24 protein-coding genes are annotated in these 26,702 nt (G+C 73.0%); 21 read left to right on the forward strand and 3 right to left on the reverse strand.

Annotated elements, in window-relative coordinates; translation table 11 throughout:
• Positions 1-117 precede the first annotated feature (117 nt).
• The 17 genes from ABH920_RS18955 (at position 118) to ABH920_RS19035 (ending at position 17,386) form a co-directional block, all read left to right on the forward strand.
• Entirely contained in the window at positions 118-1,767 is a 1,650-nt protein-coding gene (locus ABH920_RS18955) for a condensation domain-containing protein (RefSeq protein WP_370350353.1), read from the forward strand.
• Positions 1,764-3,125: an ATP-grasp domain-containing protein gene (locus tag ABH920_RS18960; protein ID WP_370350354.1), complete on the forward strand. Its 1,362-nt coding sequence runs from the start codon at positions 1,764-1,766 to the stop codon at positions 3,123-3,125. The genes ABH920_RS18955 and ABH920_RS18960 overlap by 4 nt, the downstream gene beginning before the upstream one ends.
• Positions 3,122-4,444: a type III PLP-dependent enzyme gene (locus tag ABH920_RS18965; protein ID WP_370350355.1), complete on the forward strand. Its 1,323-nt coding sequence runs from the start codon at positions 3,122-3,124 to the stop codon at positions 4,442-4,444. Before ABH920_RS18960 ends, ABH920_RS18965 begins: the two co-directional genes overlap by 4 nt.
• Before the next feature lie 54 nt (positions 4,445-4,498).
• Positions 4,499-5,434 carry a 3-oxoacyl-[acyl-carrier-protein] synthase III C-terminal domain-containing protein gene (locus tag ABH920_RS18970; RefSeq protein ID WP_370350356.1) on the forward strand — a complete coding sequence of 312 codons (936 nt, stop codon included), beginning with the start codon at positions 4,499-4,501 and terminating at the stop codon, positions 5,432-5,434.
• The gene (locus tag ABH920_RS18975) at positions 5,431-6,060 is read left to right on the forward strand and encodes an acyl-CoA dehydrogenase family protein (RefSeq protein ID WP_370350357.1); all 630 of its coding nucleotides are present in this window, start codon (positions 5,431-5,433) and stop codon (positions 6,058-6,060) included. The genes ABH920_RS18970 and ABH920_RS18975 overlap by 4 nt, the downstream gene beginning before the upstream one ends.
• Entirely contained in the window at positions 6,057-7,211 is a 1,155-nt protein-coding gene (locus ABH920_RS18980) for an acyl-CoA dehydrogenase family protein (protein ID WP_370350358.1), read from the forward strand. The genes ABH920_RS18975 and ABH920_RS18980 overlap by 4 nt, the downstream gene beginning before the upstream one ends.
• A gap of 42 nt (positions 7,212-7,253) precedes the next feature.
• Positions 7,254-7,517 carry an acyl carrier protein gene (locus ABH920_RS18985; protein WP_370350359.1) on the forward strand — a complete coding sequence of 88 codons (264 nt, stop codon included), beginning with the start codon at positions 7,254-7,256 and terminating at the stop codon, positions 7,515-7,517.
• An 8-nt stretch (positions 7,518-7,525) separates the two neighbouring features.
• A complete protein-coding gene (locus tag ABH920_RS18990; protein WP_370350360.1) occupies positions 7,526-8,386 on the forward strand; it encodes a hypothetical protein in 861 nt (286 codons plus the stop codon).
• The gene (locus ABH920_RS18995; protein ID WP_370350361.1) at positions 8,383-9,093 is read left to right on the forward strand and encodes a 4'-phosphopantetheinyl transferase superfamily protein; all 711 of its coding nucleotides are present in this window, start codon (positions 8,383-8,385) and stop codon (positions 9,091-9,093) included. Before ABH920_RS18990 ends, ABH920_RS18995 begins: the two co-directional genes overlap by 4 nt.
• A gap of 20 nt (positions 9,094-9,113) precedes the next feature.
• Positions 9,114-10,655: an amino acid adenylation domain-containing protein gene (locus tag ABH920_RS19000; RefSeq protein ID WP_370350362.1), complete on the forward strand. Its 1,542-nt coding sequence runs from the start codon at positions 9,114-9,116 to the stop codon at positions 10,653-10,655.
• A gap of 71 nt (positions 10,656-10,726) precedes the next feature.
• Positions 10,727-11,713, forward strand: a complete 987-nt coding sequence (locus ABH920_RS19005; RefSeq protein WP_370350363.1) for a 3-oxoacyl-[acyl-carrier-protein] synthase III C-terminal domain-containing protein — start codon at positions 10,727-10,729, stop codon at positions 11,711-11,713.
• Positions 11,714-11,732: 19 nt separating this feature from the next.
• Positions 11,733-12,869 (forward strand): acyl-CoA dehydrogenase family protein, encoded by a 1,137-nt coding sequence (locus ABH920_RS19010; RefSeq protein WP_370350364.1) that lies wholly within the window; start codon positions 11,733-11,735, stop codon positions 12,867-12,869.
• Positions 12,862-13,641 (forward strand): hypothetical protein, encoded by a 780-nt coding sequence (locus ABH920_RS19015; protein WP_370350365.1) that lies wholly within the window; start codon positions 12,862-12,864, stop codon positions 13,639-13,641. Before ABH920_RS19010 ends, ABH920_RS19015 begins: the two co-directional genes overlap by 8 nt.
• 138 nt (positions 13,642-13,779) lie before the next feature.
• Positions 13,780-15,030: an NAD(P)/FAD-dependent oxidoreductase gene (locus tag ABH920_RS19020; RefSeq protein ID WP_370350366.1), complete on the forward strand. Its 1,251-nt coding sequence runs from the start codon at positions 13,780-13,782 to the stop codon at positions 15,028-15,030.
• A 219-nt stretch (positions 15,031-15,249) separates the two neighbouring features.
• A complete protein-coding gene (locus ABH920_RS19025) occupies positions 15,250-15,513 on the forward strand; it encodes an acyl carrier protein (protein WP_370350367.1) in 264 nt (87 codons plus the stop codon).
• Between the two features lie 56 nt (positions 15,514-15,569).
• Positions 15,570-16,538, forward strand: coding sequence for a 3-oxoacyl-[acyl-carrier-protein] synthase III C-terminal domain-containing protein (locus ABH920_RS19030; RefSeq protein ID WP_370350368.1), 969 nt, complete (start codon positions 15,570-15,572; stop codon positions 16,536-16,538).
• Complete coding sequence (locus ABH920_RS19035; protein WP_370350369.1) at positions 16,535-17,386, forward strand: hypothetical protein; 852 nt, start codon at positions 16,535-16,537, stop codon at positions 17,384-17,386. Before ABH920_RS19030 ends, ABH920_RS19035 begins: the two co-directional genes overlap by 4 nt.
• A 134-nt stretch (positions 17,387-17,520) precedes the next feature.
• Here the strand turns inward: ABH920_RS19035 and ABH920_RS19040 are convergent, their stop codons facing one another.
• Positions 17,521-18,603, reverse strand: a complete 1,083-nt coding sequence (locus ABH920_RS19040) for a hypothetical protein (protein WP_370350370.1) — start codon at positions 18,601-18,603, stop codon at positions 17,521-17,523.
• A gap of 232 nt (positions 18,604-18,835) precedes the next feature.
• Here ABH920_RS19040 and ABH920_RS19045 point away from each other — a divergent pair, with 232 nt between their 5' ends.
• The 4 genes from ABH920_RS19045 to ABH920_RS19060 are packed head-to-tail and all read left to right on the forward strand — an operon-like array spanning position 18,836 to position 22,379.
• Positions 18,836-19,114: a phosphopantetheine-binding protein gene (locus ABH920_RS19045; protein ID WP_370350371.1), complete on the forward strand. Its 279-nt coding sequence runs from the start codon at positions 18,836-18,838 to the stop codon at positions 19,112-19,114.
• The gene (locus tag ABH920_RS19050; RefSeq protein ID WP_370350372.1) at positions 19,107-20,786 is read left to right on the forward strand and encodes an acyl-CoA ligase (AMP-forming), exosortase A system-associated; all 1,680 of its coding nucleotides are present in this window, start codon (positions 19,107-19,109) and stop codon (positions 20,784-20,786) included. The genes ABH920_RS19045 and ABH920_RS19050 overlap by 8 nt, the downstream gene beginning before the upstream one ends.
• Before the next feature lie 2 nt (positions 20,787-20,788).
• The gene (locus ABH920_RS19055; RefSeq protein WP_370350373.1) at positions 20,789-21,622 is read left to right on the forward strand and encodes an ABC transporter ATP-binding protein; all 834 of its coding nucleotides are present in this window, start codon (positions 20,789-20,791) and stop codon (positions 21,620-21,622) included.
• Complete coding sequence (locus ABH920_RS19060) at positions 21,612-22,379, forward strand: ABC transporter permease (protein WP_370350374.1); 768 nt, start codon at positions 21,612-21,614, stop codon at positions 22,377-22,379. The genes ABH920_RS19055 and ABH920_RS19060 overlap by 11 nt, the downstream gene beginning before the upstream one ends.
• Before the next feature lie 170 nt (positions 22,380-22,549).
• On the opposite strand, the gene ABH920_RS19065 is transcribed toward ABH920_RS19060, so the two are convergent.
• Both ABH920_RS19065 and ABH920_RS19070 read right to left on the reverse strand, forming a co-directional pair.
• Positions 22,550-24,436: an acyltransferase domain-containing protein gene (locus ABH920_RS19065; protein WP_370350375.1), complete on the reverse strand. Its 1,887-nt coding sequence runs from the start codon at positions 24,434-24,436 to the stop codon at positions 22,550-22,552.
• Between the two features lie 258 nt (positions 24,437-24,694).
• On the reverse strand, positions 24,695-26,668 hold the full coding sequence (locus ABH920_RS19070) for a BTAD domain-containing putative transcriptional regulator (RefSeq protein ID WP_370350376.1): 1,974 nt from the start codon (positions 26,666-26,668) through the stop codon (positions 24,695-24,697).
• Between the last annotated feature and the right edge of the window lie 34 nt (positions 26,669-26,702).

The following is a 26,702-nucleotide window of genomic DNA, read 5'->3' on the forward strand; positions in this document are numbered from 1 at the left end:
GCGCTGGCAGCTTTTCGCGGCCGAGGACGCCACCGGCGGGCTCTGGTCCGCGCCGACCGGGCCGGGCGATTATCACTGCGCCGAGCATCACGACCGACAACCACTGGAGGGAGCCCGATGCCAGTCCTCAAGAGCGCCCGGCTGTGCTGGGGCCAGCACTACCACCTCCTGCGGTACCACCAGGTTCCGGCCGCGTCGAGGCACGAGGCGCACATCACCGCCGACTTCCCGCTGCCCGAAGGCTGCACCGCCGAGGACGTCACGCGGGCCCTGAACCACCTGGTCCGCAGACACGAAGGCCTGCGCACCGTCTACGACCTGCACGCGCAGCCGTGGCCGCGGCAACGCGTCGAGCCCCCGGCCCCGCTGCGCGTCACCGAGGCGACCACCGAGGACGACGGCACGCCGGCGCCGATGGAGGTGATCACGCGGATCACCCGCGCCCCGTTCGACGTCACCCGCGAGTGGCCGATCCGGGCCTGCGTCGTCACCACCGGCGGCCGTCTGCGCCGACTGCACCTGGTCTTCAACCACCTCTCCTTCGACGACGTGAGCCTGGGCGTGCTCGGCCGCGACCTGGACGCGATCCTGGCCGCCCGCGTCGAGCGCCGTCCGGCGACGCTGGACCCGGTGCCGCAGCAGCCGGTGGACCTGGCGCGGTTCGAGGCGGCCCGAGCGCCCGAAGCGGTGGAGGCGTCGCTGGAACACTGGCGCGGCGAGGTCCGGACGCTGCCCACCGACGTGTTCGCCCGGCGCCGCGACCCCTCCGCTGTCGGCTGCCACAGCGCGTCGCTGACCGTGCCGTCGCTGCTGGCGACCACGCGGGGCATCGCGGCCCGCGAGCGCTGCTGGCCGGCGGCCGTGCACCTGGCCGCGTACGCGGTGGCCGTGGCGGCGTACACCGGCGAGCGGCGCGTCGCGCACCGGCTGTACACCAGCCAGCGCACTGCCAGCGGCTTCCCGACGGTGCTGACCTGCCTGTCGTACCCGACGCTGGCCTCGCTCGACCTCACCGACAACCCCGCTTTCAGCACGGTGCTGCGCCGCGCCGCGCATCGGATCGACGACGCGATGAAGCACGCGCACGTCCCGTACGACCGGGTCGCCGAGTTCGTCGCGCAGGAGGGCGCCAGGCGCGGCCGGCCGCTGCGCGTCGCCACGGAGGTGAACTTCCTGGACAACGCGCCGCGCTCCTGCGGCACCCGGCGGGAAAGGCTCACCTGGAACGCCGCGCCGACCGACTGGGCGAAGGCCGGCTCAGACCTCTACCTCCGGATCTACGAGTGGTCCGACGGCGTCACGCTCGCCCTGCAGGCCACGGCCGAGATCATGGACCGGGACGCGGTGGAGGCGTTCCTGCGCGGATACGCGCGGCTGCTGGAGGCGCACCGGGAACCCGGCACCGACCTGACGACCGGTCAGGCCACGGACCTCATGGGCTTCGCCTCTTCTCTGCCCCTTGCCGAGCCGGCAAAGGCTCTTGATCCAGCCACCGAAGCCGCCACCGAAGCCGCAACCGAGGCCGCCACCGAAGCCGAACAAGCCCTCGCCGCCATCACCGCCGAAACCAACGCCCTCGCGCACGTCGATCCCGCCACCAGCTACGTCGCCGCCGGCGGACGCGTCCTGCGCCTGCCGAGCGTCCTCGCCGCGCTGCAGGACCTCGGCTGGACCGGTGTCTCCCTCGACCAACTCGCCGGGGCCGGCCCGCTCCGGGCCCTCGCCGCAGGCATGACGCGCTCGCCGCAGATTGGGAATCCACGATGAACTTCGTTGAGCGTCTGAAACAGGATCTGACGGGCGACGCCTCGGCCCGCTTCGTCTTCGTCAACAACTTCGAGGTGGAACGCAGCTGGGCGCTCGGCGAGCCGAAGCTCCCGGGAGCCGGCGTCTCCTTCGCGGGCGCGACGGTCAACCGCATGGAGGAGATGGGCGTCCTGCTCGCCGGCGAGGGCGACGTCGTGGTCCTCAAGGACGGCCTCGACCCGGAGTTCGCCGCGTACCTCGCGACCCTCGGCGCGGCCGCCGGACACACGGTCGCGGCCGAGAACCACGAGCCGGAGCGAATGGTCACCGAGGACGCGCTGGCCTCGCCGCTGCTGCTGGAGCAGCTGCGTGCGCTGGACGACGGCCGCACCTACCTGATGCCGCTGGGCGTTTCCGCCGCGGAGGAGGACCTGGCGAAGGCCACCGGCCTGCCGCTGGCCGGTCCGAGCGCGGCCATCTGCAAAGCCGTCAACGGCAAGGTGTTCAGCCGCGATCTGGTCGACCGGACCGGTCTGCGCGCCGTCCCCGGCCGGACCTGCCGCACGGTCGGCGAGCTGCGCGAAGCGCTCGCCGAGCACATGGCGCACACCGAGCAGCTGGGGCTGGGCGGCGGCGTGGTGGTGAAGGAATCGCTCGGCGTCTCCGGGCGCGGCATGGTCCGGGTCGACACCGAGCGCGGCGCCGAGCGGCTGCTGCGCCTGATCGAGCGGCGCGGCGCGGACGCCCCGGCCAACCTGGTCGTCGAGTCCTGGATCGAGCACGCGCAGGACCTCAACTACCAGTTCGTCGTCGCCCGCTCCGGCGGCGTGCGGTTCGAGACGGTCAAGGCCGCGGTGCTGCGCGACGGCGTGCACCAGGGCCACCGCTTCCCGGTCGAGCTCTCGCCGGCGGTCACCGAACAGCTGCACGACGCCACGCGCCGGATCGGCGAGGCGCTGTCGGCCGAGGGCTACTTCGGGCTGGTCGGCGTCGACGCCATGCTCGGCAAGGACGACACGTTCTACCCCTGCCTGGAGATCAACGCCAGGTTCAACATGTCGACGTATCAGAGCCGGATCGCCGAGCGGCTGATCCCGGACGGCACCCACGCCATCGCCGCCACGTTCGGGCTGCGCCTGACCCGGCGCCACACCTTCGGCGAGGTCGCGCAGGCGCTCGGCGGGCTGCTGCTGGACGGCGCGGGCCGCTCCGGCGTGCTGATCAACAACTTCGCCACGCTCAACGCGGCGGCCGCCGAGGACGGCAGCTTCCACGGCCGGCTCTACGCGATCTGCCTGGCCGAGTCGGCTGAGGCCGCGCTGGCCGTGCGCACCGAGGCCGAGCGGCGGCTCAACGAGATGACAGGAGAGCAGGCATGAACGTCCAGGGCATCGAATACGAGGAGTTGGCCGAGCGCTTCGGCACGCCCCTCTACGTCTACGACGGCGACGTGCTCACCGAGGCGATCGCCGGGCTGCGCCGAGCGCTGCACCCGGCCCTGGAGTTCTTCTACTCGCTGAAGGCCAACCCGAACATCAGCGTCTTCGACGTGCTCCGGGCCGGCGGCGCGCGCGCCGAGGTCTCCTCGCTCGTCGAACTGCGCACCGCGCTCGCGGCCGGTGCGACGCCCGAGAACATCATCTTCCTCGGCCCGGGCAAGAGCGAGCGCGAGCTGACCGCGTGCCTGGAGGCCGGGATCCACGCGATCGTCTGCGAGTCGTTCGCGGAACTGGACGAGATCGAGCGTCTCGCCGCCGCGCGCGGAGTGCGTCAGCGGGTGCTGTTGCGGGTCAACCCGGAGGTCGCGATCGGCGGGTCCCGGCTGACCATGGGCGGCAAACCCCGCCAGTTCGGCATCGACGAGGCGCAGGTGCTCTCGGCCGGCAACCTGGCGAAGAAGTACGGCCACGCCGACGTGGCCGGCGTCCAGGTCTACCTGGGCACCCGGATCCTGGACGCCGAGGTGGTCGGCAAGAACACCGCCTACATCCTGGACCTGGCCGACCGGGTGGCGGACAGCACCGGCATCCGGCTGGACACCGTCGACATCGGCGGGGGTCTGGGTGTCGCGTACTTCGAGGGCGAGCGGGACCTCGACCCCGCCGACCTGGCCGCGCAGCTCAACCCGCAGCTGGCGGCGTTCGCCGAGAGCCACCCGGACACCCGCCTGATCATGGAGTCGGGCCGATACCTGGCGGGCAAGGCCGGGACGTACGTGATCGGCGTGCGCTATGTGAAGGAGTCCATGGGGGAGCGGTTCGCGGTCGCGGACGGCGGCACCCACCACCACATGGCGGCGGTCGGCATCGGTTCCTTCGTCAAGCGGAACTTCCCGGCGGAGCTGCTGAGCCGGCGCGCAGACCACGCCGACCAGTCCGGCGAGGCTGGGGCGCCCGAGTCCTGGAACGTGACCGGTCCGCTGTGCACGCCCAACGACTCGATCCTCAAGCACGCGCAGCTGCCGCCGCTGCGGCCCGGCGACCTGCTCGGCATCCGCTGCTCCGGCGCCTACGGGCCCTCGGCGTCGCCGGGCCTGTTCCTCAGCCACGGGTTCCCGGCCGAGGTGCTGGTCGTGGACGGCACCGCGCACCTGGTGCGCCGCCGTGACGAGCCCGAGGACCTGATGAGCCCGCAGTACCTCTATCGCAGTGCGCTGCCTGTCGAGGGACGCGAACCCGCCGAGACCGTAGCGGTGTGACCTGTGTTGCTACCGCCGTCTGTCGAAAGCGCCGTCGGCCTGTCCAGGGTCTCGGTGAGCCTGCCCCGGTCGACCGATCCCGTGGAGGATCTGCTGGTCCGGGCCGGGCGCGGACCCATGGAACGCCGGATGTTCGCCAAGGTCTTCGGGCTGCGCCAAAGCCCGACGCTGGCCGCGGACGAGCGAATGGAGGACCTGCTGGTCCGGGCCGGCCTGGACGCGCTCGGCGGCGAGCCAGCGCAGCTGATTCTGTACGGACACACGCTGCTGAACTCCGACCTCGACAGTGCCGACGCGCGTCTGGACGGGCTGCGCTCCCGGCTCGGGCAGTCCGACACCGCGTTCTACGGCGTGTCGCACATCAACTGCGCCGCGATGCTGCGCTCGGTGGAACTCGCTCGGCGCTTCCTGACCCGGCCGGGTGCCGGTCCCGCGGAGCGGGTGCTGGTCCTCGGCGGCGACCAGGCCAGCAGCCACCAGGGCCGGGCGCGGGTCATCCCCGGCGTCGCAGTGCCCGGCGACGCCGCCGTGGGCGTCATGGTCCACGCCCCGACCACGCGGCGCCGACCGCGCTACCGGTACCTGGGCGGCGCGTCCTCCCGGGACGCCCGCTTCCACCGCAACCAGCGGATGTCGCCGCCGGAGCTCGGGCTGTTCCAGGAGGCCAGCGGCGAGCAGACGGTGCGCACGCTGCGGCGGGCGGTGGCGGCCGCGAGCCTGACCGTGGACCGGGTCGACTGGGTCATGCCGCACCTGACCAGCCGGATGTTCTGGGGCCGGGTCAGCCGGAGCTCGGGCATCCCGAAGGACCGGATCTGCCTGGACCTGATTCCGGAGCTGGGCCACAACTACGGGGCCGACGCGCTGCTGGCGCTGGAGCACGCCGACCGCTCGGGCCGGCTGCGGCCGGGCGACCGCTGCGTGCTGTTCGCCATCGGTCAGGGCGCGTACTTCCAGGCGATGGTCGTCGAGGTCGAGGAGGATTCATGAGTATCAGTACCTTGTCGCAGGCCGGCATGGCGGAGTGCGAGAAGGCCGGACGCGAGGAAGGCCTGGCGGCGGGCCTGGCAGCGGTGCTGTCGGGGACGTCGGTCGCCGAGACCGCGCCGGGCCGGTACGCGGCGGTGCCTGCCGCCGGCGCGGAGGGCGCGGGCCCGGACGGCGGCGCAACGGTGCTCCGTCACCGCCTCGCCGACGCGGAGGGCGTCGTCTTCGTGGAATGCCCGGGTCAGCACCCTGACGGCGGTCCGACGTGGACCGAGGTGGCCCGGCTGCTGGCCGCGGTCCGGCTCGGCGTGCTGCGCGCCGCCCTCGACCGGGCGGTCGAGCACCTATCCGGCCGGGAGTCGGGCGGCGAGCCGCTGATCCGCAAACAACTGATCGTCGGCGCGATCGCCGATGTCATGGCGGGCAGTGAAATGCTGCGCGCCTCCGTGGCGACGCAGGGTGGGCCGGCCGCGCTTGCCGACGTCCACACCCGTCTGGACGTTCTGGGCTGGGAGGTCCTGAAGCTCTTCGGCGCCGCGGGCTACCTGGCGGAGGGCCCGGGCCGCGCTCTGTACGTGTCCGCGCTCGTGGCGGGCACCTGGGTTCCCCGCGAAGAGGTGTCGGAATGATCGAGCTCGATGACCAGCTGCGCGCCGTGCGGGACGGCGCGCGCGTGCTGGCTGAGGATCTGCGGGGCCGGGCACTGGCGATCGACGCCGATCCGGAAGCGATGGCAGAGCATCTGAACTCCGATGCCTTCGAACTGCTCCGGATCACCGCGACACCCGCGGAGTTCCGCGAGCCGCTGTCCGGCGGTCTGAAACTGCCCGACGGAGCGTCGCTGCCGGACCGCGGGAACTGCCTGATGAACGTGGTGAGCCTGATCGAGGTCGCCCGGGGCGACATGGCGACCGTGCTGGCCTGCCCCGCCCCGGGCCTGCCCGGAGTCCTGATCGAGGTACTGGGTGATGCCGCACAGCAGGAGGTGTTCTTCCGGCGGTTGCACGGCGGGCAGACGTGGCCGTTCTTCGCGATGACGGAGGCCGCGCACGGGAGCGACGCCGGGGCGATGGACACGCGGTTCGAGCCCGACGGTGCGGGCGGCTGGTTGCTGTCCGGCTCCAAGCGGTACGTCGGGAACGCGGCGCGGGGCGGAGTGGGGGTGGTCTTCGGACGCACCGGGCGTTCGGCTCTGTCGGTTCGGGCGGCGTTGGTGGAGCTGCCGGCTCCGGGGTGGTCGGGGACGCGGTTGGACACCGTCGGGTTGCGGGGCGCGTATTTGAGCGAGTTGGTGTTCGACGCCGTGCCGGTGGCACCCGAGATGATGCTGGGTGCGCATCTGCCGGTGGCGCAGCGGGGGTTGTGGGGCGCTCTGAAGACGTTCAACCAGGTGCGCCTGCACGTCGCGGCCGGTGCGGTGGGGACGGCTTTGGCGATGGTCGAGTACGTGGGCGAGCACCGCAAAACCGCTCCGGGACTGGACGTGGCGGTCGCGCGGGCCGAGGCCGGACGCGAGGCGCTGTACATGGCGGCGGCGCGGCTGGATCGCAGTCCGGAGCGGTCGTACTGGTCGAGCGCTGCGAAATTGGCGGCGGTGGAGATGGCCGTGGGCACGGGTCGCTGGGCGGCTCGGGTGATGGGTCCGGGCGGCTTGCTGGAGCATCCGCTGTTGGAGAAGTGGACGCGGGACGTGTGCGCGTTCGAGTTCATGGACGGCACGAGCAACATCCAGCGGCTGCATGTCCAGCGCGGCTATCAGACCGGGGACGCGGATGCCTGACCCGCTCGTCCCGTTTTCACCTGTCGAGGAAAGCGAGTTGTGATGGACCGTGCCGAGATTCTTCTCCAGCTGCGCAGCAGCCTGTCCGAGGTGCTGAACCGGGAGGTCCCCGAACTGCGGGAGGACGCGCGGCTGTTCGACGACCTGTCGTTGGACTCGACCAGCGTCATCGAGCTGCTGATGAGCCTGGAGGACACCGTCGGGCTGGAGATCGACCCCGAGGAGCTGGCGCCCGAGGTGTTCAAGACCGTCGCCAGCCTGGCCGAGTATGTCGAGGCCGGACTGGCCAAGACCGCGAAGGCCTAGGGGGATCCGTGGAGAGCGGCAAGCCTGAGGGCGCGCGGGCCGGCACGGCCGGTCTGAGCGTCGAGGCGGTGAGTGCTGCGACGCTCCCGTTCGAGAACTACGTGCCGGTGGACTCCTACGAGCTCGCGGTTCCGCGCTCCCGGCTGGAGCGGGAGCACGGGATTCCGCCCGAGCACGCCCTGGTGCTGTCGTCGCAGGACTCTGTCTGGGACGGGCCCGGCGTGAGCGGGCTGGCGTTGGCCGGCCTGGGTGTCCCGGCGGCGGCGCAGCCGCTGTTCCTGGTGCGTTCCGGTCCGCTGCGCGACTCGATGGTCGCGGGGCTGGCCCAGCTGGTGCACGAGTCCGGCTGGGCCGGCGAGGACCTGGGCATCACGCATCTGGAGGAGCTGGGCGGGACCGCGGTCTTCGATCTGCTGGGCTGGGCCGTTCCGGCGGACACCGGCGCGACCGTCGTGGTCTGCGACGAGCCGGTGTTCGCCGACGCGCGCGTGCCGGGCCGGTTCAAGGCGGTGGGCCTGCGGCTGCGCCGGGGCCCGGGTCCGCTGCGGGTCCTGGGCTGCGGCGTGGGTGGACCGGCCGCCGCTGATGGCCCTGACGGCGGTCAGGGGGCTGACGGCGCTGACGGGTCTCAGGGGGCTGACAGCTCTGACCGCGCCGAGCACCGGTTCTCCGGGCCCGGCCCGTGCGACGGCTGGCTGGCGTTCCACGACGCGCTGGCGGCCGGCGAGGTACGGGACGGCGAGCGCGTCCTGGTGCACGCGCGCGGTCCGGTGCGCGAGGGCTGGCTGCTGCTGGCGGCCGTGGACGTCGCATCCGTGCGGCTGGCCGACCGCACGGGTCCGATGGCCGAAAGCGCGGGGTCGCGATGAGGATCGGCGTCGACCTGATGTCGGTGTCCCGCTTCGCGCGGGTCGCCGAGCACCGCCGCTACCGCGCGCTGGTGTTCACCGAGCGCGAGCTGAGCGAGGCCGGGCAGCTCGGTTCGGCGCGCTGCCTCGAACGGCTGGCCGGGCGGTTCTGCGTCAAGGAGGCCACCTGCAAACTGCTCGGCCGGGGCTTCGGCCAGGGGTTGCGATGGCCCGACATCGAGGTCTGCGCCGATGACTGGGGCGCCCCCGCGGTGGCGCTGTCCGGCGGTGCGCGGCGGCTGGCCGACGAGGCCGGGATCGGCGATATCGCCGTGGCGCTCACCCACCAGGTGGATCTGGTGATGGCGGTCGCCGCCTCGGACCGGGGCCGCCCGCCGTCCCCCTACCGCGCCGCGCCCCGGGAGCAGGACGCGGGCGCCGGGGCGGTCGGCGGGCTGGACGACGTCGCGCGGATGGCGGCGGAGGTGTTCGGCTCCAGCGAGATCCACGTCGCCGCGGCCGAGTCCTTCGCCGGCGACCTCGGCGCCACGTCCGCGCTGACCATCGAACTGCTGACCCGCCTCGAGGAGCACTACGGCGTGCGGATCCCCGAACCGGACTTCTACCAGATGACCGATCTGCCCGGCACCCGCCGGGCGGTGGCGCGGGCGGTGGCCTCGGCCCGGGACGCGGCGAGCGTCCCCGAGCCGGCGGCCGCGGTCGGCTGAGAGCACGTGAGGGGATGACGATGAGCAGTCTGGCGCTTGGGACGGAGCCGAGTGTTGCCGAGGACCACCTGCACGGCTGGTTCCTGCGGAGCGCGCTGGCCGACCCGGAGGCGGTGGCGCTGCGGATCGGCCGGGAGAGCTTCACCTATCGGCGGCTGCACGAACGGGCGCTGGCCCTGGCCGGCGAGCTGACGGCCCGGCACGCCGAGCACCGGCCGCGCCGCGTCGGCCTGCTCGCGTCCCGCAGCGAGCAGGCGTACGCCGGGATCCTGGCCGCCGGCTACGCGGGCGCCGCGGTGGTGCCGCTCAACCCGGAGTTCCCGGCCGAGCGCACCGCGCGGATGATCGCCGCCGCTGAGCTGGACGCGCTCGTGGTCGACGAGTCCGGCCTGGCCGTCGTGCCGCGGGTCGCCGAGGTGCTGGCCGGAGTGCCGGTCGTGCACGAGCCGGGCGGCGCCGCGCCGCTGGAGCGGCCCCGCACGCCCGGCCCGGAGGACACCGCCTACATCCTGTTCACCTCGGGATCCACCGGACGCCCCAAGGGCGTGCCGGTCCTGCATCGCAACGTCTGCGCCTACCTGCGCTTCGTGCATGACCGCTACCGCTTCGGCCCGGACGACGTGTTCTCCCAGACCTTCGACCTCACCTTCGACCTGGCGATGTTCGACCTGTTCACGGCGTGGGGCAGCGGCGGGACCCTGGTCTCGGTGCCGCCCCGGGCCTTCGCCTCGGTGGCCGCCTTCGTCGCCAGGCACGGCATCACCGTGTGGTTCTCCTCGCCGAGCGTGATCCCGTTCCTGCGGCGACGCAGTGCGCTCGGTCCCGACTCCCTGGCCGGACTGCGCTACAGCCTGTTCTGCGGCGAGCCGCTGCTGAGCCGGGACGCGGCCGACTGGCAGGCGGCCGCGCCGGACTCCGTGGTGGAGAACCTTTACGGCCCGACCGAGCTGACCATCTCCTGCAGCGTGCACCGGTGGGATCCGGCGACCTCGCCCGGCCGGTGCGTCAACGACGTCGTGCCGATCGGCTCGCTGCATCCGGGCAGCGAGTACCTGCTGCTCGGCCCCGAGGGGAATCCGAACCCGGACAACGGCGAACTGTGCGTCACCGGCCCGCAGATGTTTCCCGGCTATCTCGACCCGGCGGACGACGAGGGACGCTTTCTCGACCACGAGGCAAAACGCTGGTACCGCACCGGCGACCTGGTCCTGCGGCTTCCCGACGGCGAACTGGGCTACCTGGGCCGCCGGGACCACCAGGTGAAGATCCACGGGATCCGGGTGGAGCTCGCCGAGGTCGAGTCGGCGCTGCGGCGCTGCGCCGGGGTCACCGACGCCGTGGCCGTGGCCGTCGGCGGAGAGCTGTTCGCGTTCTGTATCGGCGAACCCCGCCCCGCCGCGGACCTGATGGAGGAACTCGGCGGGTTCTTCCCCCGGGAGCTGATCCCGCGGCGGTACGAGTACGTCGAGGAGTTCCCGCTCAACGCGAACCGGAAGACCGACCGGCCCGCGCTCGCCGCGCGGGCGGCGAGCAGCCTTTCCCGAACGGAAAGTGAGTTCTGATGCGCCTGTCCGAGACCGCGTGGCCGTGCGCCGCGACACCGCCCACGGCCACGGCCGCGGAGGACTGAACCATGGCCTACTCTGCGACCGCGTTGGGGGCGGTCGGTCTGTCCCGGGTGGCCGTCCGGATCCCCAGCCGGGCCGAGCCCGTGGCCGATGTCGTGGCGCGCGCCGGGTACGACGAGCGGGAAGCCCGGAAGTTCAACGCCCTGGGCCTGCGCACCGTCCTGAGCCTGGCCGACGGCGAGCGGATGGAGGACCTGCTGCTCGACGCGGGCCACGCGGCGCTCGACGGCCGGCCGGCCGCGCTGGTCCTCTACGGACACACGCTGCTGACCCGGAAGATCGACCTCTGCGACGGCGCGTTCCGGGAGTCGCTACGCGACCGGCTCGCCCTGGGCGAGGCGTCCGTCTTCGGCGTCTCCCACGTGAACTGCGTCGCCGGACTGCGCTCGATCGAGTTCGCCCGCCGCTTCCTGGCCCGGCGCGGCGGCGCCGCGGACGACCGGGTGCTGGTGCTCGCCGGCGAGCAGGGCAGCGTCTTCGAGCACACCAGGGTCTTCCCGGGCCGGTCGGTCTCCGGGGACGGGGTGGCCGCCGTCGTGGTCCAGCATCCCGACGCCGCGGACCGGCCGCGCTACCGGTACCTCGGCGGCGCCGCCAGCCGGGACGCCAGGTTCCATCGCAACCTGCGGATGACCCCGGCCGAGATCGCCGCGAACACCGAGGTCATCCGGGCGCAGACGCTCGACGTGGTCCGGCGCGCGGCCGAGGACGCGGGAGTGGGCTTCGACGGGATCGACTGGGTGATGCCGCACCTGGGGAACCGGATGGTCTGGACCAGCTTCTGCAGCCAGTCGGGCTTTCCGTTCGAGCGGATCTGTCTGGACCTGCTCGCCGAGCGGGCGCACAACTTCGGCGCCGACGCGCTGATGGCGCTCGAACACGCCGACCGCGCGGGGCGGCTGCGCCCCGGAGACCGCTGCGCGCTGGTGGCCACCGCCCGGGGCGCGTATTTCCAGGCGGCGATCGTCGAGGTTTTGGACGACGCGTCGTGACAGGGGAGGAAGGACCGACATGATCGAGCTCGACGACTATTTGCGCGGCGTGCGCGATTCCGCGCGCGAGGCGAGCGCCGACCTGCGTTCCCGGGCACTGGCGATCGACGCGGATCCGGACGCGATGGAGGCGCACTTCGACTCCCCGGTCTTCGCGACGATCCGGGAGTCCGATACTCCGGCGGAGTTCCGTGAGTCGGCGTCCGGCTTCTCTCGGCCGCCCGACGCCGGCGGCTGCCTGGAGACCGTGGTGGCTTTCACCGAGACCGCGTGCGGCGACGCGGCGACCGCGTTCGCCTGCCCGGGGCCGGGCCTGGCCGGCGTCATGGTGCGCCTGCTGGGTGACGCGGCGCAGCAGGAGGTGTTCTTCCGCCGGTTGCACGGCGGCCGGACGTGGCCGTTCTTCGCGATGACGGAGGCCGCGCACGGGAGCGACGCGGGCGCGATGGACACGCGGTTCGAGCCCGACGGCGCGGGCGGTTGGCTGCTGTTCGGCTCGAAACGGTACATCGGGAACGCCGCGCGCGGCGGCATCGGGGTGGTCTTCGGACGCACCGGGCGTTCGGCGCTGTCGATTCGGGCGGCGTTGGTGGAGCTGCCGGCTCCGGGGTGGTCCGGGGTGCGGTTGGAGACGGTGGGTCTGCGGGGCGCCTATCTGAGTGAGCTGACGTTCGAGGGCGTTCCGGTGCCCGGGGAGATGATGCTGGGCGAGCATCTGCCGGTGGCGCAACGCGGGTTGTGGGGCGCCCTGAAGACGTTCAACCAGGTGCGGTTGCACGTCGCGGCGGCCGCGATCGGCACTGCTTTGGCGATGGTGGAGTACGTCGGCGAGCACCGCAAAAGCGCTCCGGGACTGGATGTGGCGGTCGCGCGTGCGGAGGCCGGGCGCCAGGCGTTGTACGCGGCTGCGGCGCGACTGGACCGCAATCCGGAGCGGGCGTACTGGTCGAGCGCGGTGAAGGTGACGGCCGTGGAGATGGCGATCCAGACGGGTCGCTGGGCGGCTCGGGTGATGGGTCCGGGCGGCTTGCTGGAGCATCCGCTGTTGGAGAAGTGGACGCGGGACGTGTGCGCGTTCGAGTTCATGGACGGCACCAGCAACATGCAGCGGCTGCATGTCCAGCGCGGCTATCAGACCGGAGACGCAGATGCCTGATCTCAGTGTGGCCGCACTCGGTGTCGCGGTGCTGCCTTCGACCGGCTACCTGCCGCTGCGGGTCGATGTCGCGTCCGCTCCGATCGAGGTGGCGGACCGGTACCAGCGCAGGGCCCGCGGCATCCCGGTGGAGCACGCGATGCAGGTCGCCATGGACGACGCCGCGGATTCCGGGGATGAACCGGACGTCGGCGCGCTGGCGTTGGCGGCGCTGGGCCTGCCCGGGGACGCGCAGCCGCTGTTCCTGGTCCACGACGTGCCGCGGGACTCGATGGTCTCGGCGCTGGCCGGACTGGTGCAGGGCTCCGGGTGGGTCGGCGAGGACGTCGGCATCACGCAGCTGGAGGAGCTTGGCGGGACCGTCGTGTTCGATCTGCTGGACTGGGCGATGCCCGAGACCGGCGCCACCGCCCTGATCTGCGACGAGCCTCTGTTCGGAGACACGCGGCTGGGTGGGGCCCGGTTCTGTGCGGTGGCCATGCGGGTGCGCCCCGGCGCGGGGCCGCTGCGGGTTCTCGACTGCGGTGAGGGCGCGCCCGGAGCGGCGGCCGAGGCGGTGGAGCACCGGTTCGCGGGCACCGGTCCGTGCGACGGCTGGGTGGATCTGTTCGACGCGCTGGCCGCCGGTGCGATCGCCGACGGCGAGCGGATCCTGATCGAGGCGCGCACCGCGTTCCGGGAAGGCTGGGTGCTGATCCGGGCCGAGAGCGCTGCGGACGTGCGACTGGCGCGTGCGCCGGCGCTGACGCCGGATCCGGATCCGGTCCGGTAACCGCCGCGTCGTCGAGGTCGCTGCGGTCGTCGAGGCGCCGAGATTGTCGAGACCGCTGCGTTCGTCGAGCGTCGAGCGCCGAGCGGCCCGGCGAGATGCATCCGCCCGAGGCGGGTCCTGTCACAGGAGGTTGATTCCATGTACGACGCCGTGGTCGTGGGCGCCCGATGCGCTGGTGCCGCCACCGCGCTGCTGCTGGCCCGCGCCGGACGGCGCGTGCTGGTGGTCGATCGGGCGGCGTTCCCGCGCGACACCATGTCCACCCTGTACATCCAGCGGCGAGGCGTGGGGTATCTGGACCGTTGGGGTCTGCTCGATCAGGTCGCCGCGGTGTGTCCCGCCCTGGACCGGATCAGCTATCAGATCGGCGACGTCCGTCTCGAAGGCTTCCCCCGGCCGGTCGACGGGATGCGGGCGGCGTACGCGCCCCGGCGCTACAGCCTGGACGCGATCCTGGTGGAGGCGGCGGTGGCCGCGGGCGCCGAGTTCCGCGAGTCCTGCTGCGTCGAGGACCTGCTGTACGCCGGGGACCGGATCACCGGGGTGCGGCTGCGCTCGGGCGGCGCCCTGCTCGACGAGCCCGCGCGCCTCGTCGTCGGCGCGGACGGCATGCGGTCCACGGTCGCCGCGCGCGTGGGGGCGACCGATCTGGTGCGCGACCCGCCGCAGACCTGCGTCTACTACTCGTTCTGGGCCGGTGCCGCCGACCACTTCGAGCTCTACGAGGCGCCCGGCCGGTGGGTCGGTGCGGTACCCACCAACGACGGCCTGACCCTGGTCCAGGCGTACTTCCGGCAGGACGAGTTCTCCCGGGTCCGCGCCGACGCGCCGGCCGCGTACCTGGAGAACGTCCGCACCACGGCTCCCGAGCTCTACGAACGGATGCTCGCGGGCGGGCAGGCCGGACGGCTGTACGGCACCGGGGACCAGCGCAACTTCTTCCGCACGGCCGCCGGTCCCGGCTGGGCCCTGGCCGGCGACGCCAGCCACCACCGGGACTCCATCACCGCCCGCGGCATCACGCACGCGTTCCTCCAAGCCGATCTGCTGGCCGGGCTGGTCGCCCCGGTGCTCGACGACCCGGCCCGGCTGGACGCCGCCCTGGCGCGCTACGCCCGGGAACGGTACGACGCGCTGCTCGGCGACTATCACAGGACCCTGAGCACGGCGCGGCTCGCCGTGCCCTGGCACCGGGTCGGGATGCTGCGCGAGGTCGCCGCCGATCCCGTGCGGGTCGAGGAGTTCTTCTCCGCGATGGCCGGCGCGCCGCGGTCCGGGGCCGGCAGCCTGACCGGTGCCGGCACCGGCACCGGCACCGACGCGGACGCCGCGCAGTCCGTGCGGCAGGCGATCGCGTGGATGCGCGATGCCCGGCGGGTTCGCGTGTGAGCGGGCCTCGGATCCGCCGGATCGCCCCCATCGCCGGATGCCGGCGACGTGGGCGGGCTGTGCCGTGCCGTGCGGTGCCGCCGTGCGGGTCCAAGGAACGGCAGAAAGCTGTCAACGGCCTGGTCATTGACCGTGTACGGGACCTGCTGGCTAGATGAGTGCGGGCCCTCAGCACAGCACGAGGTTGGCCTATTCACCAGTCGAGGGAAGCGAGTTGTGATGGACCGTGCAGAGATTCTCGTCGGGCTGCGCAGCAGCCTGTCCGAGGTGTTGAACCGAGAGGTTCCCGAACTGCGGGAGGACGCGCGGCTGTTCGAGGACCTGTCGTTGGACTCGACCAGCGTCATCGAGCTGCTGATGGTCCTGGAGGACACCGTCGGATTGGAGATCGACCCCGAGGAGCTGGGTCCCGCGGTGTTCAGCACCGTCGCCAGCCTGGGCGACTACATCGAGGCCGCGCTGGCCAAGACCGCGAAGGCCTAGCCGCCGTGCTGAGTCAGGCCGCTGCGAGCGCCGCGGGACCGGCCTCGGAACCGGCCTTGGGATCGGACTCGGGCATTGGACTGTCCCGGGTGGCGGTCCGGCTGCCCGGCGGGGTCGAGTCGGTGGACGCGATCCTGGAGCGGACCGGCAGCGGGCCCCGGGAGCGGCGGATGTTCGCCAAGGTGCACGGGCTGCGCGACAGCCCGACGCTGGCCGAGGACGAGAGGCTGGAGGACCTGCTGGTGCGGGCCGGCCGGGCCGCGCTCGACGGCCGGCCCGCCCAGCTCGTCCTGTACGGGCACACCCTGATGTACACCGAGGTCGAAATGGGCGGCGCGTTCCGGGACCGGTTGCGCGAGCGGCTGGGCGTGCCCGGTGCCGTCCTGTCCGGCGTCTCGCACGTCAACTGCGTCTCGGTGCTGCGCTCGGTGGAGCTCGCCCGCCGCTTCCTGGGCCGGCCCGGTGCCGACCCCGCGGACCGGGTGCTGGTGCTCGGCGGGGACCAGGGCAGCCGCTACGACCGGGCCCGGGTCACGCCCGGCCTCACCGTGGCCGGGGACACCGTCGCCGCGGTCCTCGTCCAGGGGCCCGGCGCCGGGCGTCCGCGCTACCGGTACCTCGGCGGCGCGCTCGTCCGGGACACCCGGTTCCACCGCAACCTGCGGATGTCGCAGGCCGAACGCGTGGGCTTCGCCGACGCCGTCCGGAACCAGGTCGTGCACGCCGTCCGCGCCGCGGCGCAAGCCGCGGGCCTGGACCTGGAGCAGGTCGACTGGGTGATGCCGCACCTGTCCAACCGAACGATGTGGCGAGGGTTCTGCAACGACGCGGGATTCGCCTGGGACCGGATCTGCCTGGACCTGATCGCCGAGCGCGGACACAACTTCGGTACGGACGCGCTGATGGCCCTGGAGCACGCCGACGGTGCCGGCCGGCTCAGCCCCGGCGACCGGTGCGCGCTGGTGGCGGTCGGTCAGGGTATGTACATCCAAACAGTGATCGTCGAAGTCCAGGAGGACTCGTGAGGGGCGGCGAGCCGCGGAACGCGGAGATCGGTAGCGCGGCGAACGGGAGCGCGGCGAACGGGAGCGCGGGTCTGAGCGTCGAGGCGCTCAGCGCGGCGACGCTTCCCTTCGAGAACTACGTGCCGCTGGACGCCGTCGGGCCGGACGTGGTCGTGCCGGACACGGCCATGTGGGCCCGGCTGGAGCGGGACCACGGCATCCCGCGCGAGCACGTGCTGGTGATCCGCCCGCCGGGCGAGGACGACACCGAGGGCTGGCCCGGGCCCGACGTGAGCACCCTGGCCCTGGCCGGCCTCGGCGCCCCGGCGACGGCGCAGCCGCTGTTCCTGGTGCGTTCCGGTCCGCTGCGCGACGGGATGGTGGCGGCGCTGGCCCAGCTGGTGCACGAGTCCGGCTGGGCCGGCGAGGACGTCGGGCTCACCGATTTCGAAGAGCTGGGCGGGACCGCCGTCTTCGGCGTGCTGGAGTGGGCCGTCCCGGAGCGGACCGGGGCGACGGCGGTGATCTGCGACGAGCCGGTGTTCATCGACGCGCGCGTGCCGGGCCGGTTCCAGGCGGTGGGCCTGCGGCTGCGCCGGGGCCCGGGTCCCCTGCGCGTCCTGGGCTGGGGCGAGGGCGCTCCGGACGACGGTCCCGGCTGGGCGGAGCACCGGTTCTCCGGCCGCGGCCCGTGCGACGGCTGGCTGGCGTTCCACGAGGCGCTCGCGGCCGAGAAGGTGCGGGACGGGGACCGCGTGCTGATGCACGCATGCGGTCCGCTGCGCGAGGGCTGGCTGCTGGTGGAGGCGGTGGACACCGCGTCGGTACTGCTCGGCGGCGACGTCGCGCTGATCGGCGCCGAGTCCTGATCGGGGTCGGCTGCGATCTGCCGACGGGCATGCGGAACGCCGGCGGCCGTGGACTCGATCCACACCGCCGGCGTCCGAAAACCAGGCCCGAGAACCAGGCCCGAGAATCGAGAACCAGCCCCGAGAACCAGGACTCAGGCCGTATGGGGCCCGCTGATCGCGAACCGCCCCGCGGCCTGCACCCCCGCCTGGAACCGGCTCACCGAATCCAGATCGCGCAGCAGCGCCGCGATGTGCCGCCGACAGGTCCGCACCGACATCCCCAGCCGCCGCGCCACCACGTCGTCGGTCAGGCCCTCGGCCATCAGCCGCGCGATCGACTGGTGCAGGCTGTCGGTGACGTCCGCGTAGCCGGGCTCCGCGAGGGCGAACGGCGCCGCCCCCTCCCACAGCTGATCGAACAGATCGACCAGGTACCGCACGACCTCGCCGTCGCGGATCCGGCGGGCCGTGGGCGGCGCGCTCGATCCGGGCACGTTCAGCATCACCGCGAGCGAGTGGTCGAAGACGACGGCCGCCTGGGGCAGGTAGCTGACCGTGCGGATCTGCGCGCCGTCCTCGATCAGCCGCTTCGCCTTGGCCCGGGAGGCGAAACCGGCCCGGCTGCGGTGCGGGCCGACCACCCGGACGTCCACGCCCAGGCCCAGCGTCTGGTAGCAGGGTTCGAGCAGGTGGTCGAGCAGATCCTCGTCCTCGTGGCTGGGCCGCTGGATCAGCACCTCCTTGCGGCAGGTCTCGCCGACCAGCTTGAAAAGGCCCCGGATCTCCGCCGCCCCGTCGAGGTGGTCGATCGCGCCGACCGGCGCCGTGCCGCCGCCCGCGATGGCGCCGGCGCCCGAGGGCCGGGTGACGGCCTCGATCCGGTCGCGCAGCCGGTCGGCGAGCTCCCGCCGCTCGTACATCGCGCGTTCGACCGGGGAGACGAGCGCCGCGGCCGCCGCGCCCGGATCCACCGGCACCAGCCGGTGTCCCGCGCTGTCATCGGTGCGCAGCAGACGCAGTTCGATCAGCCGGGTGATCGTGGCGAACATCTCGACGACCGGCAGACCGAGCACGGCCGCGGCGTCCTCCAGCGATTCGATCGATCCGTACTGGACGGCGTGGCGGTAGACGTCGGCCTCGGCTCGTTCGGCGAGTTCGACGGGCCCGACGGGACCGACGGGCTGGTCGGCGACAGGTGCGTCTTCGGCGGCCAGAACCGGCATGGTGGTGAGCACACTGCCTCCCAGGGGTGAGATGCCCAAGATGCCTTGGTCGACTTCACCGTGGCAGAGGGGTCCCTCAAGCCGCTATCGCGCCGGCTGCCGTCCGCCCCCGCCCCGCTTCCGTCCCGCTCCTGTTCCTCTCTCGCGGCCCTCCTGCCCGTCCCGCCCGGGCGATAGCGGTTCGAGGTCCGATCGATCGCGGGGCGTGGTGCACTGCGTTGCAGACAGGTCTGACCCGGAGCCCATGGAGATCACGTTGACGACGAACATTCCGGTCGCCTTCCGCAAGACCCTGCTGGCCCACCTCCCCTACGCCGACGCCGCCGACCTCACGGCCGCGGACGACCTCACGGCGCTCGGTCTCAACTCGATGGGCGTGGTCCAGCTGCTGACCGATCTGGAGGAGACCTTCGGTCTGGAACTGCCCGACGAGCTGATCACCGAGGAGACCTTCGGGACGGTCGGCTCGCTGTGGGGCGTGGTCGGCCGGCTCGTCGGGGCCGACCGGTTCGCCGATGTCTGAGTTTCCCGAGCTGCCCGAGCTGCCCGAGCTGCCCGCGCCGGCCGGCCGCCGGGTGTCCGCGCCGGTCCGGCTGGACCACGTGCTGCGCGGCGGCGACCCCGACCGGCCGGCGCTGACCTTCGGCGCCCGGACGCTGACCTACGCGCAGGCCCGCGACCTGGTCGCGCGGGTCGCGAACGGCCTGCACGCGCGCGGCGTCCGGCGGGGCGACCGGGTCGTGGTCTACGTCGAGAAGCGGATCGAGACGGCTGTGGCCCTGCTCGCGATCGCCGCGGCCGGGGCCGTGCTGGTGCCGGCCAACCCGCTGCTGCGCACCCCGCAGCTGGCCCACGTCGTCGAGGACTGCGCCGCCCGGATGGTGATCACCACCGGCCGTCGCTGGGAGACCGTCAGCGCGGCGCTGGCTCCGGACACGTCGGTGCGCGCCGCCGTCCTGATCGGCGCCGACGGTCCGGAACCGGTGACGGCGCCGGGCCTGGAGGTGTCGGCGTGGGCCGAGCTGGAGGCCTCCGAGCCGACCCCGGTCCCCGACGGCGTCGCCGTCGTCGACCGGGACATCGCAGCCCTGATGTACACCTCCGGCAGCACCGGCAGCCCGAAGGGCGTGGTGCTCTCGCACCGCAACCTGCTGGCCGGCGCCGCGAGCGTGGCCGAATACCTGGGGCACCGCCCGGACGACGTGGTGCTGGCCCTGCTGCCGTTCAGCTTCGACGCCGGGTTCAGCCAGCTCACCACCGGCCTGCTCGCCGGCGCGCACGTGGTGCTGGCGAACCATCTGGTGGCCGCCGACGTCGTCCGGCTCTGCGCGCGGCACCAGATCACCGCACTCACCTGCGTCCCCCCGCTGTGGCTCCAGCTCATCGCGCAGGACTGGCCCGGCGAGGCCACCGCGCGACTGCGCTACTTCGCCAACACCGGCGGCCGCATGCCCGAGGCGGTCCTGGCCCGGCTGCGGGAGATCTTTCCGAAGGCCGCGCCCTACCTGATGTACGGGCTCACCGAGGCGTTCCGGTCGAGCTATCTCGACCCCGCCGAGGCGGACCGCCGTCCGGACTCGATCGGCAAGGCCATCCCGAACGCCGAGCTGTTGGTGGTGCGGCCGGATGGAACGCTCTGCGACCCGGGGGAGCACGGCGAGCTGGTGCATCGCGGCGCGCTCGTGGCCCAGGGTTACTGGCGCGACCCCGAGCGCACCGCCGCGCGCTTCCGCCCGGTGCCGGCGTCGGTCGCGGGCGCGGGCGGGGCCGACGGGGCGGCCGGGGCGGACCGGGCGGTGCCGCCGGTCCCGCCGGAGATCGCCGTCTGGTCCGGGGACACGGTGTACCGGGACGAGGAAGGCTTCCTGTACTTCGTCGGCCGCGCGGACGAGATGATCAAGACCTCCGGATACCGGGTCAGCCCGACCGAGATCGAGGAGGCCGCCTACGCCACCGGTCTGGTCGGCGAGGCGGTGGCGCTGGGCGTGCCGGACGAGCGGCTGGGCCAGCGCGTCGTGCTCGCCGTCGTGCTGACCGGCCCCGGCGCCTCCCCGGCCGTGCTGTCCAAGGCGCTGGCCAAGGAACTGCCGGCCTACATGCTTCCGGCGCGCGTCGAAGTGCTCGACCGGCTGCCCAGATCGGTGAACGGCAAATTCGACCGGGTCGGGCTGCGCCGGATCCTGGACAAGGAGTGACCGTGCTGCAGGCAACCGACCTCACCAAACGCTTCGACGACGTCCAGGCCCTGGACGGCTTCAGCCTGGAGGCCGCAGCCGGGGAGATTGTCGGCCTGGTCGGCCACAACGGCGCCGGCAAGACGACCTTCGTCGAGATGGTCTCCGGGCTGCAGAATCCGGACAGCGGAGAGATCCGCGTCGACGGTCGCACGCCGGCCAAGGCCCGCGACCGGATCGGGATATCGCCCCAGCACATCGCCCTCTACCGATCCATCACAGTGCGCGAACACCTGCGCCTGTACGGCCGGCTCGCCGGACTGCGCCCGGCCGCGCTGCGCAGCCGGATCGACGACCTGGCCGCCGAACTGCGGTTGACCGGGTTCCTGGACCGGCCGGCCGGCCTGCTCTCCGGCGGCCAGCAGCGGCGCGCGCAGGCGGCGACCGCGCTCATCCACTCCCCGGGGCTGCTGCTGCTCGACGAGCCGACCGCGGGCGCCGACCCGGAGACCCGCCAGGCCCTGCTGGAGGCGGTCAAGCGCCGGGCGGGCGAGGGCGCCGCGGTCGTGTACACGACGCACTATCTCCACGAGCTCAGCGAGCTCCAGGCCACCATCGCGGTCGCCTCCCGCGGCCGGATCGTGGCCCGGGGCAGCGCCGCGGAACTGCTCGACGGGCTCCCCGGCGAGGTCCTGGTGGGCGCGGCGGACGGCGACCAGGTGGTCACCACCACCGACGTCACCTCGACGCTGCTGGAGCTGCTCGGCACGGTGCGCGGGCCGGTCGAGAAGATCGAGCTGCGGCCGGCGAACCTCGACGATCTCTACCGATCCCTGGCGGTGTCCGATGTTCGGTGACGTCCCGTATCGCACGAGTGCGCTGGTGAAGCACAACCTGATCCTCCGGCTGCGCGACCCCGGCCAGCTGATCAGCTACATGGTCACGCCGATGGTGCTGATGCTGCTGCTCAAGCCCCTGTACACGAAGGCTTACTCGGGCCCGCTCAACGGCGGCGTCGTGCAGGCGGTCACCGGCCAGATGGTGATGTTCTCGGTCTTCGCCATGGCCATCGTCGGCAACTCGATCTTCATCGAGCGCGAATGGCGGACCTGGGACCGGCTGCGGGCCAGCAGCGCGACGAAGGGCGAACTGCTCGTCGGCAAGTCGCTGCCGGTGTACGCGGTGCTGGTGCTGCAGCAGATCGTGCTGATCTACTACGGCTGCCTGGTGGTCGGGATGCCCGCGCCCAAGTCGGTCGGGCTGCTGGTGCTGGGCGTGGCGGTCTGGGGCTTCACGCTGATGGCGATGGGCTCCGCCCTGGCCACGCTGGTGCGCAGCCGCGGCGACCTCATGATGGCCTCCGACGTCGGGTCCATCGCGGTGAGCGCGCTCGGCGGGGCGCTGCTGCCGGTCGCGCTGATGCCCGGCTGGGCGCGGCACGTCGCGCCGGTGTCGCCCGGCTACTGGGGGCTGCGGATGACCCAGGCGGCGGTGAACGGGCACGCGGGCGAGATGATGCGCGCCGCGTCGATCTGTCTGGCGATCGGGGTGGCGGCCGGCTCGGTCGCGGCCTATCGGCTGGCCCGCGGGTGGGGCCGCAGCCGGCTGGCCTGAGCGAGGTACGGCGAAACATCTCGGACATCTCGCCGGGGGCGCCTCGGCCACGACTTCGCGCTCGGGTTCCGGCGATGTCGTGGCCGAGGCGCGGTTGCTGATCACGCCCGCGCCGGGCAGGGTTGTCGTGGCGCGGGTGCAGTGTGTTGATCACTGCCGCAGTGTGCTGATCACCGCCGCGCGATCGGCGAACACGGCGCGCCGGCCGCCCAGGCCCGCGCCATCGCCCGCCGGACCCGCTCCGGGCCGCCGTCGTCCTTGGCCAGCGTGCTGAGCGCGACGACCTCGTGGCCGGCGTGCTCGGCGTTCTCCTCGACGCTCCCGCACAGCACCGGATGCGGGCTGCACTCGATGAAGCGGCGCGCGCCGCGCTCCAGCGTGTAGGCGACCGCGTCGTCGAACCGCACCGGCCGGCGCAGGTTGGCGAACCAGTACTCGGCGTCGAGCGTCGCGGGATCGGTCGGCAGCCCGGTCACGGTGGACACGAAGGTGGCGGAGGCCGCGCGCGGCCGGATCGGCGCCAGCGCCTCCAGCAGCTCCTCACGGAGCGGGTCGACGGCCGGGGAGTGCGAGGCGTGCCGCACCGGCAGGATCTCGGCCCGGTGCCCGTCGGCCGCCGCGGCCGCCCGCAGCACCTCGATCACCTCGGTCGGGCCCCACACCTGGGCCGACCGCGGACCGTTGACGACGGCGAGCGCCGCCTCCGGCGCCCCGGCCAGCAGCCCGGTGACGGCGGCCAGCGGCGCGGCGACCGCGAGCAGCGCACCGCCCGCCCGGGACGCGGCGATCCGGCTGCCCGCGGTCACCAGCCGGGCGGCGTCGTCGAGCGTGAGCGCGCCGATCACCGTGGCCGCCGCGACCTCGCCCTGCGACGTGCCGACGACGGTCGCGGGCTGCACACCGTGCGCCCGCCACAGATCGGCCAGCGCGACCATCACCGCCCACAGCGCGGGCTCCGCCACTCCCACCCGGTCCAGATCCGGCACGGCAGGCCCTCCCCGCAGCACATCCAGCAGCGGGCACGCGAGGTACGGCCGCAGCGCCTCGGCGCACTCGGCCAGCCGCCGCGTGAATTCCGGCGAGGTTTCGAGCAGCCCCAAGGCCATCCCCGGCCATTGCGAACCCGGGCCGGGGAAGACGAGCACGTCCTGACCCGCGACGGCCTTGCCGACCACGACGGACTCGGCCGACCGCCCCGAGGCGAGCGCTTCGAGCCCGGCGAGCAGTTGGGCACGGTCCTCACCGAACACCACAGCGCGGTGCTCGAACCGCCCGCGCGGCCGCGACAAGGACAGCGACGGCGTGAGCGACGGGGTGAGCGGCCGACCCGAGCCCTCGCCGGTCGGCCGCGCGACGATCCGCTCAAGCAGAGCGCCGGCCTGCGCCCGCAGCGCCGGAGCGCTCCGAGCGGACAGCAGGAGGGGATCAGGGCGCTGATGCTGCGGGCCGGGCGGTGGTCGGCGGTGCCTGAGGTTCAGCACGAGCTTCAGCAGGTCGGCTACGCCGGCAGGATCCTGCGGATCGGCGGCCTCGACCTCGACCCCACCTGAGCCGACCCCGCCCGCGCACGAGCCGACCGGACGCGAGCCCTGATCGGCTCCGCCGATGCCGAGCCCCGCACCGTCGCCGGCACCCAGCGCGGCAGTCTCGATCAGGCCATGAACATGGTCGCCATCGGCCTGCGCCACGGACAACAGCTTGAGCACCACCACGGCGCCGCCCACCCCCACGCTCACGCCGCCGGCCAGAGCCAGCCGCGCGGCGCCCCGCCGCAGCTCCTCGCACGCGGACCGCACTGCCCCGAGACACGAGCTCGGGGCGCGAGCGGCGCCCCGCAGTCCCAGCCGCTCCGCTATCCGCTCGGCCTCCTGGTCGCCGCCGATCGAGCCGATGTGGACGCCCGCCTCCGAACCGCGCAGCCCGGCCGGCGCGATCCCGGCGTCCTCGATCGCTTCGCAGGCCAGCTCCAGGGCGTCGGCAGGCTGCGCGACCCGGCAGGCGACGCCGATGACCGCGATCGCTTCCCCCGCCGCCGAATCGGAATCCAGGGAGGCCAAAACCCGCTCACCGCCGTTTCAACGAGGCCATGGAGAAAGGGCGAATCGCATAGCTGCGCGAATTGTCACGGAGCCGTGACGTAGCGCGACGCCCTTGTGCGTTTAGTGTGCTTTGTCATTGATCGGGGCGTCAACGGCGGTAGCCGGTTATGCGTCGTCTGGAACGTGTCGGCAGCTAACTGTCAACGAACGACTGTTCAATATGCGCGTGGATATCGCAGAACCGGATATCGGTGATGCGGGGAACGGATCCGGCCTTCAGACGGAACGTCCCATCCCGTCCCGGAACACGCACTCGCGGGCGAAGATGCGGACCAGCTCGTGCATGCGGTAGTGCGCGGCCGCGCCGCTCCCGGTGACGATGTCCGCCAGCCGCGCGTCGACCAGGCTCTCCAGCGCTTCGCTCACCGGTCCCGCGTCCGGGGCCAGCAGTTGCGCCGCCACCCGCGCGCTGAAGGTGCTCGACTCCAGCAGCCCGAGCTGGGCGAACAGGTGCCGCGCGGCCGGGGACAGGCCGAGGCAGCCGCGCCGGAAGCTCTCCCGGATGTCGAAGCCCCGGCTGTCGAGCTGGTCGAGGCGGCCGCGTTCGTCCCGCAGCAGCGCCACGAAGTCCCCGATGGTCCAGTGCGGCCGCGCGACGAGCCGGGACGCGGCGCTGCACACCGCCAGCGGCAGCCCGCCGCACAGCCGGACCAGCTCGGCCGCCGCCCGGCCCTCGGCCTCGATCCGCTCCCGGCCGATCATCGCGGCCAGCAGCTCGACGCCTTCCTCCGGGCTGAACACGTCCAGCTCGAAGACCGCCGAACCGAGCAGCGGGGCGGTCCGGGCCCGGGTGGTCACCAGCAGCCGGCAGCTGGACGTGCCCGGCACCAGCGGCCGCAGCAGCGCCTCGTCGGCCACGTCGTCGACCACCGTCAGCATCCGGCGGCCGGCGATCGCGCTGCGGTACACGGCGGCCCGGTCCTCCATCTCGGCCGGGATCTGCGCGAGTGGGAACCCCAGTGCGGACAGGAACTGCTTCAGGACGTTCGAGACGTTCTCGATCCGGTCCCCGCCGGCCGCCATCCGGGCGTAGAGCTGGCCGTCCGGGAACGCGGCCGCCACCTCGTTCGCGGCCTCGTTGGCCACCGCCGACTTGCCCGCCCCGCCGCGTCCGGTGAGCACCGTCACCAGTCCCGCGTCCGAACCGCGGTTCTCCACCAGGCGGGAGCACAGGGTTTTGAGGAGTTCGCAGTGCCCGGTGAAGTAGGGGATACGCGCCGGCAACATGCGTGGCACCGGTACCGGCACCGGAATCGGCACCCGCACCGGCGCTGGTTCCGACACAGGCATAGGCGTAGGCGTAGGCGCAGGCGTCGCCTCCTCGGCGACCGGCGAACCGTTCAGGATCTCCTGGTGCGCCCGGCTCACGAGGTGGCCCGGTTCGAGCCCCAGCTCCTCGACGAACTGCTGCCGCACGTTCCGGTACACGGCCAGCGCCTCGGCCCGCCGGCCGCACTGGTGCAACGCGGTCATCAGCTGTTTGACGAGCCGTTCGCGCAGCGGGTGCTCGGCGACCATCGTCGAGATCTCGCCGACCACCTCGTGGTGCCGGCCCAGCCGCAGCTCGGAGTCGATGCACTCCTCGATCGCCTCGACCCGCCGTTCGCCGATCCGCACCTTGTGGCCCTGGATCGCGTCGCTGTCGATGCCGGCCAGCGGCTCGCCGCGCCACAGCGCCAGGGCTTCGCGGAACGCGGCGCGGGCCTGCGCCGGGCGGTTCGCGGCGGCCGCGGTCCGGCCGGCGGCCATCAGCCGTTCGAAGACCAGCAGGTCCAGCTCCGCCGGGCCGACGGAGATGTCGTACCCGCCGCCGCGCAGGTGGATCCGCTCGCCGAGGCCGGCCGAGAGCAGCGCTCGGCGCAGTGCCGAGACGCAGGTCTGCACCTGGGCCCGGGCGGTCACCGGGGGACAGTGGTCCCAGAGCGCGTCGACCAGGGTCTCCAGCGGCACGGTCCGGTTGCCGTTCAGCAGCAGCAGCGCGAGCACGATCTGCTGCCGGCGCGCGGTGATCGGGACCAGCCGGTCGCCGAACACGTGCAGCGGCCCCAGGACGTTGAAGCGCGGCGGCTGTGCGGGGAACTGCGCGGACCCGTCGGCTGACGGTGGCGATGACGGCGACGGCGACGGCGACGGGGATCGGACGGTCGCGACACCCGGAGCGCCGCTCGCCACTCCGGGAAGGGTCTGCACTCTGTACTCCGCTCGGGGTCGGGCCAGCATCGCG

Origin of the sequence: Catenulispora sp. EB89 (assembly GCF_041261445.1) — a bacterium.
Classification (GTDB): Bacteria; Actinomycetota; Actinomycetes; order Streptomycetales; family Catenulisporaceae; genus Catenulispora.